At 61.4% G+C, this 7,110-nt stretch carries 7 protein-coding genes; 4 read left to right on the top strand and 3 right to left on the bottom strand.

Features of this window, described 5'->3' with window-relative positions:
• Window positions 1-38 precede the first annotated feature (38 nt).
• Genes EN991_RS16865 through EN991_RS16855 form a run of 3 tightly spaced genes read right to left on the bottom strand, consistent with a single transcriptional unit; the run spans window position 39 to window position 2,537 of the window.
• Window positions 39-455: a cupin domain-containing protein gene (locus EN991_RS16865; RefSeq protein ID WP_127369167.1), complete on the bottom strand. Its 417-nt coding sequence runs from the start codon at window positions 453-455 to the stop codon at window positions 39-41.
• Window positions 456-460: 5 nt separating this feature from the next.
• Window positions 461-1,327 carry a phosphoenolpyruvate hydrolase family protein gene (locus EN991_RS16860; protein ID WP_013529491.1) on the bottom strand — a complete coding sequence of 289 codons (867 nt, stop codon included), beginning with the start codon at window positions 1,325-1,327 and terminating at the stop codon, window positions 461-463.
• A 13-nt stretch (window positions 1,328-1,340) separates the two neighbouring features.
• The gene (locus EN991_RS16855) at window positions 1,341-2,537 is read right to left on the bottom strand and encodes a Tm-1-like ATP-binding domain-containing protein (RefSeq protein WP_127369166.1); all 1,197 of its coding nucleotides are present in this window, start codon (window positions 2,535-2,537) and stop codon (window positions 1,341-1,343) included.
• Between the two features lie 109 nt (window positions 2,538-2,646).
• Between EN991_RS16855 and EN991_RS16850 the strand changes: the two genes are divergently transcribed.
• The 4 genes from EN991_RS16850 to EN991_RS16835 all read left to right on the top strand — a co-directional run bounded on the left by EN991_RS16850 (window position 2,647) and on the right by EN991_RS16835 (window position 6,950).
• The gene (locus EN991_RS16850) at window positions 2,647-3,342 is read left to right on the top strand and encodes a TetR/AcrR family transcriptional regulator (RefSeq protein ID WP_127369165.1); all 696 of its coding nucleotides are present in this window, start codon (window positions 2,647-2,649) and stop codon (window positions 3,340-3,342) included.
• 359 nt (window positions 3,343-3,701) lie between these two features.
• Window positions 3,702-5,018 carry an extracellular solute-binding protein gene (locus tag EN991_RS16845; RefSeq protein ID WP_013529494.1) on the top strand — a complete coding sequence of 439 codons (1,317 nt, stop codon included), beginning with the start codon at window positions 3,702-3,704 and terminating at the stop codon, window positions 5,016-5,018.
• Window positions 5,019-5,083: 65 nt separating this feature from the next.
• Window positions 5,084-5,989: a sugar ABC transporter permease gene (locus tag EN991_RS16840; RefSeq protein WP_013529495.1), complete on the top strand. Its 906-nt coding sequence runs from the start codon at window positions 5,084-5,086 to the stop codon at window positions 5,987-5,989.
• 1 nt (window position 5,990) lies between these two features.
• On the top strand, window positions 5,991-6,950 hold the full coding sequence (locus EN991_RS16835; RefSeq protein WP_013529496.1) for a carbohydrate ABC transporter permease: 960 nt from the start codon (window positions 5,991-5,993) through the stop codon (window positions 6,948-6,950).
• The last annotated feature ends 160 nt before the right edge of the window (window positions 6,951-7,110 follow it).

The raw sequence follows: 7,110 nt of genomic DNA, 5'->3' as shown, positions 1-7,110 counted from the left end.
CCCCGAGGGGAGAGGAGGGAGCCGGAACCGAGGAAAGATCACTGTCCCGGCGGGATCAACCTGAAATCCGGTAGCTCACGCAAAACCAGTTCAGGTCCTGCCGGCGAATAGACGACGAACAGCTGCATCGGCCCGTCGCCGGTGTTGAGCGTCGAATGAAAGCGGCTTTCCGGCACATAGATGGTGCAGCCGGGGCCAACCTTCTCGACCATCGGATTGCCCCTCTCGTCCTCGACCATCTGTTCGCCATGGCCTGAGATGACGAAGATGATTTCTTCCGCGCCCGGATGGTTGTGGCGCGTGTGGCCCTTGCCGGAAGGCAGGTCGACGACGCCGCCGGAAAAGCGGGTTGCGCCATTCACTTCGGGCGCCACCGTCAGCGCCAATTTTCCCCAGTCGAAGCCGAAGGCGCTGACGTCCTTCGGGTACACGAACACTTTGCTCTTGTCGGTCATCTCACTCATCCCTTCTTTTTCTTGAATGTGGTCTTCTGGCCGCCGAGCGCGACGGCCTTGAAATCGGCCGTCTGCTTGGCGATCGCGGCTTCCGCCGGCAGCCGTTCCATCGAGCTGGCGCCATAGAAGCCGTGCAGGCCCTTGGCCTGGGAGAGAATGTAACGGGCGTCGTCGGGCATCGAAATCGGGCCGCCATGGCAAAGCAGGATGACATCCTTGCGCACCGAGCGCGCGGCGTTGGCGATGGCGTCGATCTCCTGAACGCAGTCGTCGAGCGACTTGGCCGACGTGGCGCCGATCGAGCCACCTGTCGTCACACCCATATGGGCGACGACGATGTCGGCGCCGGCTTTTGTCATGGCGCGGGCCTCATCCGGGTTGAAGACGTAGGGCGTGGTCAAGAGGTCGAGCTTGTGCGCCTCGGCGATCATGTCGACCTCGAGGCCGAAGCCCATGCCGGTCTCCTCGAAGCTCTGCCGCATGCTGCCGTCGAACAGGCCGATGGTGGGAAAATTCTGCACGCCGGAAAAGCCCATCGTCTTCAGCTCTGCCAGCAGCAGCGGCATGATGACGAAGGGGTCGGTGCCGTTGACGCCGGCCAGCACCGGCGTGTGTCTGACCACCGGCAGCACCTCATAGGCCATTTCCTTGACGATCTCGTTGGCATTGCCATAGGCGAGCAGGCCGGCGGCCGAGCCGCGCCCGGCCATGCGGTAGCGGCCGGAATTGTAGATGATGATGAGGTCGATGCCGCCGGCCTCCTCGGCCTTCGCCGACAGGCCGGTGCCGGCGCCGCCGCCGACGATCGGCACGCCCTTGTCGATCATTCCCCTGAATTTCTTCAAGATGTCCTTGCGCGGTATGGCGGGCATTTTTTGAGGTCTCTCACTGTCTGGCGATGTCGAGGAAGGCCGCTGTTGCAGCCCTTGCGAATTCCGGGTCGTTGATATGCAGCGGCAGGCGCGTCACGCGGCGCTTGCCGTTGGGCTTGATGGTGCGCTCGATTGCATCGAACAGAACGGCGTCGGCTTCCGGGTCGAAGAAGGCGCCGCCTTCGATGTCGAGCGCCGAGACGCCTTTTTCCGGGATGAGAAAATGCACCGGCCCCCCGCAGCGGGCGAGCCTGGTGCCGATCCACTCGCCGATCGCACGGCATTCGTCCGCCGCGGTGCGCATCAGCGTGACGTTGGGATTGTGTTCGTAGAACAGCCGGTCGCGATAGTGCTCCGGGATGGTCGAAGGCGCCCAGAAGTTCACCATATCGAGCGCGCCGACGGAGCCGACATAGGGCAGCCCCGTGCGTGCGACGGCGCCGAAACGATCCTCCGTCGCCGGCAGCACGCCGCCGAACAGGAGATCGCAGACTTCGGTCGTGGTGATGTCGACGACGCCGGACAGCAAGCCGCTGTCGGCCAGCTTTTCCATGCTGCGGCCGCCAGTGCCGGTGGCGTGGAAGACCATGCAGTCATATCCGGAACGGAGCTGGTCGGCGATGGCGGTCACGCAAGGCGTGGTGACGCCGAACATGGTGAGGCCGATGGACGGTTTGCCGTCGGGTGGTGGCGCCGGGGTGGCCGCCATGCCTGATATGGCTTGAGCCGCGTTGTGCAACACGACACGGGAGAGCCGGTTCAGTCCGGCCATGTCGGTCACAGAAGGCATCATGATGATGTCGGAGACATCGACGTAGGGAGCGGTGTCGCCGGAGGCGAGCGTCGAGACCATGATCTTGGGCAGGCCGAGCGGCAGGGCGCGCATGCCCGACGTGACGATCGATGTGCCACCACCGCCGCCGATGCCGATCATGGCCGCGATGTCGTTGCGCGATTGGGCAAAGCGGGCGAAGGCGATGCCCATCGCGGCGACAGCGGCGCCACGATCATTGCCGCCGAGCACGGCGTCACGGCCGCCCGGATGATGGTCGGCGATTTCCCTCGCGCTGATATCGACGGGGATGGTTGCGTCGCGCGTTCCGACATCGACACGACAAACGAGGGCGCCCGCAGCAGTGATCGCATCGGCCAGGAAGGCGAGTTCCTCGCCCTTGGTGTCCGCGGTACCCACCACATAAATACGCTTCATTGCGCTCTCCCAATCCTGGCAGGCGCGATGCCGCCCCCATCGCTCATTGCCCGGGCCACTTGACGATGCGGACCATTGCAAATTTTTGAGACGCGCGTATCGTATTGGTATGAATGTCTCACGTCAACAATCCGCTGCGAGCGACGAGGCTGAACGGGCAACCGGCCCAGTGCCCGAACGTGGGCCGCGCGCGCGGACCAAACGGCTGATGCTGGAGACGGCAACAAGGCTGATGCAGGCGGGCGTCACGCCCTCAGTCAGCGAGGTCGCCGAGGCGGCCGAGGTTTCCCGCGCCACCGCCTATCGTTACTTCCCGAGCCAGTCGGCACTGGTGCAGGCCGTCGTCGACGAGGGGCTGGGGCCAATCCTCACCTGGCAATCGACCTCCGCCGATGCCGAGCGCCGGGTCGCCGAGCTGTTCGACACGGCCATGCCGCGCATCGAGGCCTTCGAGGCTACGTTCAAGGCAGCACTGAAGCTGTCGCTCGATCAATGGGCGCGGCGTCAGGCCGGCACGCTGGGCGGTGAGCCCGCCTTTACGCGTGGCCACCGCATCGACCTGCTGAAGGATGCGCTCTCGCCGCTCAAGGGCCGTTTGCCGCCGCGCGACTTCAAGCGGCTGGCACAGGCGCTGTCGCTTATCTTCGGCGTCGAGGTGCTGATCGTGCTCAAGGATATCTGGGGGCTGGACAGCCGCCGGACGATGTCGGTCGCACAGTGGGCGGCCGGGGCGCTGGTGCGTGCGGCAGTGGCGGAATCGGTCGATGAAGGAGGCAGCCTCGATCCGAAGGCAGTCGTGAAATAGAGCCTAACTGGTTCGACCAGATTGGCATGCACACTACTGATCTTAGCGGTTGGGTGGGGTATTGGACAATACCCGATCATATCACTGAGTAGGAAAATCTTGGTAAAACAGGCAGATAAAGCGGTAATCCGATGGAAATGGCCACGTCAAGCTGCCAAGAAAGGGCTTGACGCGCATGCAAAATTGGTAATACCAGATTGGATCAGAAAAGCGGATCGAAAGTGAGGGCTGCGATCCATTTTCCGGCGGGGCGAGGAGGCTCGAAACCGGAAAGGTGCGATCACGGGAGGAACTACCAGGGCCGGCCACGTTGCCGGCTCGCACGATAAGGTAGAACGCGCACAAGGGAGGAAATCATTATGCGCAAGTTAGTGACCAGCGTACTTGCTGGTATCGGCTTAACGCTTGCCTGCGGAACGTCCGTTTACGCGCAGGAAAAGTCACTCACCATCTTCTGGGCTGAATGGGATCCCGCAAATTATCTGCAGGAGCTCGGCAACGAGTACGAGAAGCAAACCGGCGTCAAGATCACGGTGGAAACCACCCCGTGGGCCGATTTCCAGACCAAGGCCTTTACCGAGTTCAACGCCAAGGGCAGCGCCTATGACCTGGTCGTCGGCGACTCGCAATGGCTTGGTGCCGCCTCCGAGGGCGGTCACTATGTCGACCTCACCGACTTCGTCAAAGAGAACAAGGTTCTCGACAAGATGGCTCCGGCGACGGTCAAGTTCTACTCCGAATATCCCGGCAACAGCGGCAAATACTGGTCGATCCCGGCCGAGGGCGACGCCGTGGGCTGGGCCTACCGCAAGGACTGGTTCGAGGATCCGAAGGAAATGGAAGCGTTCAAGGCCAAGTATGGCTACGACCTTGCCGTTCCGAAGACCTTCAAGGAAATGACCGACATCGCGGAGTTCTTCAACAGGCCCGACCAGAACCGCTACGGCATCGCCATCTACACCCAGAACCAGTATGACGGCCTGGCGATGGGCTTCGAGAACGCGCTGTTCTCGTATGGCGGTGAGCTCGGCGACTTCGGTACCTACAAGGTCGACGGCATCATCAACTCGGACAAGGCGGTGGCCGCGGCGGAAAACTACCGCAAGCTGTTCGGCTTCACGCCTCCGGGCTGGACCAACGCCTTTTTCGTCGAGAACAACCAGGCCATCACCGAAGGCCTGGCGGCGATGAGCATGAACTACTTCGCCTTCTTCCCCTCGTTGATCAACGAGGCGTCGAACCCGAACGCCAAGAACACCGGCTTCTTCGCCAACCCGGCAGGTCCAGGTGGCGAGCAGTTCGCCGCGCTCGGCGGCCAGGGCATTTCCGTCGTCTCCTATTCCAACAACAAGGAAGAGGCGATGAAATTCCTGAAGTGGTTCATCCAGGACGATACGCAGAAGAAGTGGGCGGCCCTCGGCGGCTACACCTGCAACAAGGCCGTGCTGGAATCGGCCGAGTTCCAGAACGCCACGCCCTACAACAAGGCCTTCTACGACACGATGTTCAAGGTCAAGGACTTCTGGGCGGTGCCGGAGTACGCGGAACTGCTGCAGCAGCTCAACCAGCGTGTCTATCCGTACATCGTAAACGGCGATGGTACGGCCAAGGAAATGCTGGATGCGCTGGCGAAGGATTGGGACGCCACGTTCAAGAAATACGGCCGCGGCCAATAACCGACATGTAGTGCGGAGGAGGCCCGTGCCTCCTCCGTTTTCTTTTTCAGGAATGGGAGCAGGTCTTGGCGACCACAATGATCACACCGCTGAATACCTCCTCCAGAGCCGCCTCTCGCGGCCTCAGCGACATTTCGATACGCAACCTCTTCATCATTCCGACGATCGTGTTCCTGATCGTCTTCAACATCTTTCCGCTGATCTATTCGCTCGGCTATTCCTTCACTGACTTCCGCGCATCGACCAATGCGCCGGCCAATTTCGTCGGACTGAAGAACTATCGCGAGCTCCTCAGCGACCCTTATATCTGGAACAATTTCGCGGTGACCGCGAAATACGTCATCGTCTCGGTCGTCGGTCAGGTTGTCGTCGGCTTTGGAACGGCAATGCTGCTCAATCGCACCATTCCGCTCAAGGGCCTGATCACGACATTGCTGCTCTTGCCGATGATGCTCTCGATGGCGGTGGTCGGCCTGTTCTGGAAGCTGCTCTACGATCCGTCCTGGGGTGTCATCAACTACGTGCTCGACCTCGGCAAATTCCAATGGCTCGGCGACCCGAAGATGGCGCTCTACGCGGTCGCGTTCACGGACATCTGGATGTGGTCACCCTTCGTCATGCTGTTATCGCTCGCCGGGCTTTCGGCGGTGCCGAAGCATCTTTACGAAGCTGCCGCGATCGACCGCGCCGGGCCGTTCTATACCTTCTTCCGCATCACGCTGCCGCTGGTCGCGCCGATCCTGATGATCGCGGTCATCTTCCGCACCATGGAAGCCTTCAAGACTTTCGATCTTGCCTATGTGCTGTCGACGCAGCCGAGCACGGAGGTGATTTCCATCCGTCTCTACAAGATGGCTTTCCAGGAATGGCAGACGGGGCGCTCCTGCGCGCTTGCCTATATCGTGCTGATCATGGTGCTGGCGATCACCAACATCTATGTGAAATACCTCAACAAAGTTAAGGAGCGCTGAGATGGCGGCCGTCCAGACTTCGGGTGAACGGGCGCTCAACAAGGTCGCTATTGTCGCCGTCCTCTTGGTGACGATCATCTTCCTGGCGCCGATCTACTGGATCGTGGCGACCTCGTTCAAGCCACGCAACCTGGCCACGACGATCCCGCCGACGGTGATGTTCGAGCCGACCATCTCGCCTTTCGTCAAACTTTTCACAAAGCGCTCACAGTTGCGCAGCCCGCCGTCGGCCGAAGAATATGCCGCCGCCCCGTGGTGGGAGCGGGTCGTGTTCGACGGCGGCGAGAAGATCGTGCGCGACGGCAAGGGCCAGGTGCAATGGTCGGGATATCCGAGCCGCTTCCTGAACTCGCTCATCATCGCCATCACCTCGACGGTGTTGGCGGTCGGCATGGGGACATTCACCGCCTATGGCTTCTCGCGCTTCAAGGTGAAAGGGGAGGCGGATCTGCTCTTCTTCATCCTGTCGACGCGCATGTTGCCGGCGGTGGTGGTCGCCATCCCGATGTTCCTGATGTACCGGGCAGTCGGGCTCAACGACACGCATCTGGGCCTGATCATTCTCTACACCGCCTTCAACCTGTCCTTCTCCGTGTGGCTGATGAAGGGTTTCATGGACGAGATTCCGAAGGAATATGAGGAGGCCGCGCTTGTCGACGGCTACACGCGCATGGAGGCGTTCTTCAAGATCGTGCTGCCGGAGGCCGCCACGGGCATCGCCGCCACCGCCGTGTTCTGTTTCATCACCGCATGGAACGAATACGCCTTTGCGCTGATCATGACCAACCGCCGCGCCCAGACCGCGCCTCCCTTCATCCCGAGCCAGGTCGGTTCGGGCCTGCCGGACTGGACGGTGATCGCCTCCGGAACCTTCCTGTTCCTGCTGCCGGTCGCCATCTTCACCTTCCTGCTTCGCAATCATCTGCTGCGCGGCATGTCCTTCGGAGCGATCCGCAAATGAGTTTTCGCGCCATCAACCAGAAATACCTTGAGCCTGGGTCGCAGATATTGATGGTGCTCGGCATCGTCGCGCTCTGCCAGCCCTGGAACATGCTGCTGCACAGCTATGGCCTGACCATCATCCTGATCGGGCTCGTCGGCTTCAACGTAACCTCCAAGAT

Origin of the sequence: Mesorhizobium sp. M7A.F.Ca.US.005.03.2.1 (assembly GCF_003997795.1) — a bacterium.
Taxonomy (GTDB): Bacteria; Pseudomonadota; Alphaproteobacteria; order Rhizobiales; family Rhizobiaceae; genus Mesorhizobium; species Mesorhizobium ciceri.
Note: the sequence above shows the minus strand (reverse complement) of the source record. Positions and strands in the feature narration are given on the sequence as shown.

Coding starts and splice junctions, on each gene's coding strand:
- EN991_RS16835 (WP_013529496.1), top strand. CDS start 5,991: ATGGCGGCCGTCCAGACTTCGGGTGAACGGGCGCTCAACAAGGTCGCT.
- EN991_RS16860 (WP_013529491.1), bottom strand. CDS start 1,327: ATGCCCGCCATACCGCGCAAGGACATCTTGAAGAAATTCAGGGGAATG.
- EN991_RS16845 (WP_013529494.1), top strand. CDS start 3,702: ATGCGCAAGTTAGTGACCAGCGTACTTGCTGGTATCGGCTTAACGCTT.
- EN991_RS16855 (WP_127369166.1), bottom strand. CDS start 2,537: ATGAAGCGTATTTATGTGGTGGGTACCGCGGACACCAAGGGCGAGGAA.
- EN991_RS16865 (WP_127369167.1), bottom strand. CDS start 455: ATGACCGACAAGAGCAAAGTGTTCGTGTACCCGAAGGACGTCAGCGCC.
- EN991_RS16850 (WP_127369165.1), top strand. CDS start 2,647: ATGAATGTCTCACGTCAACAATCCGCTGCGAGCGACGAGGCTGAACGG.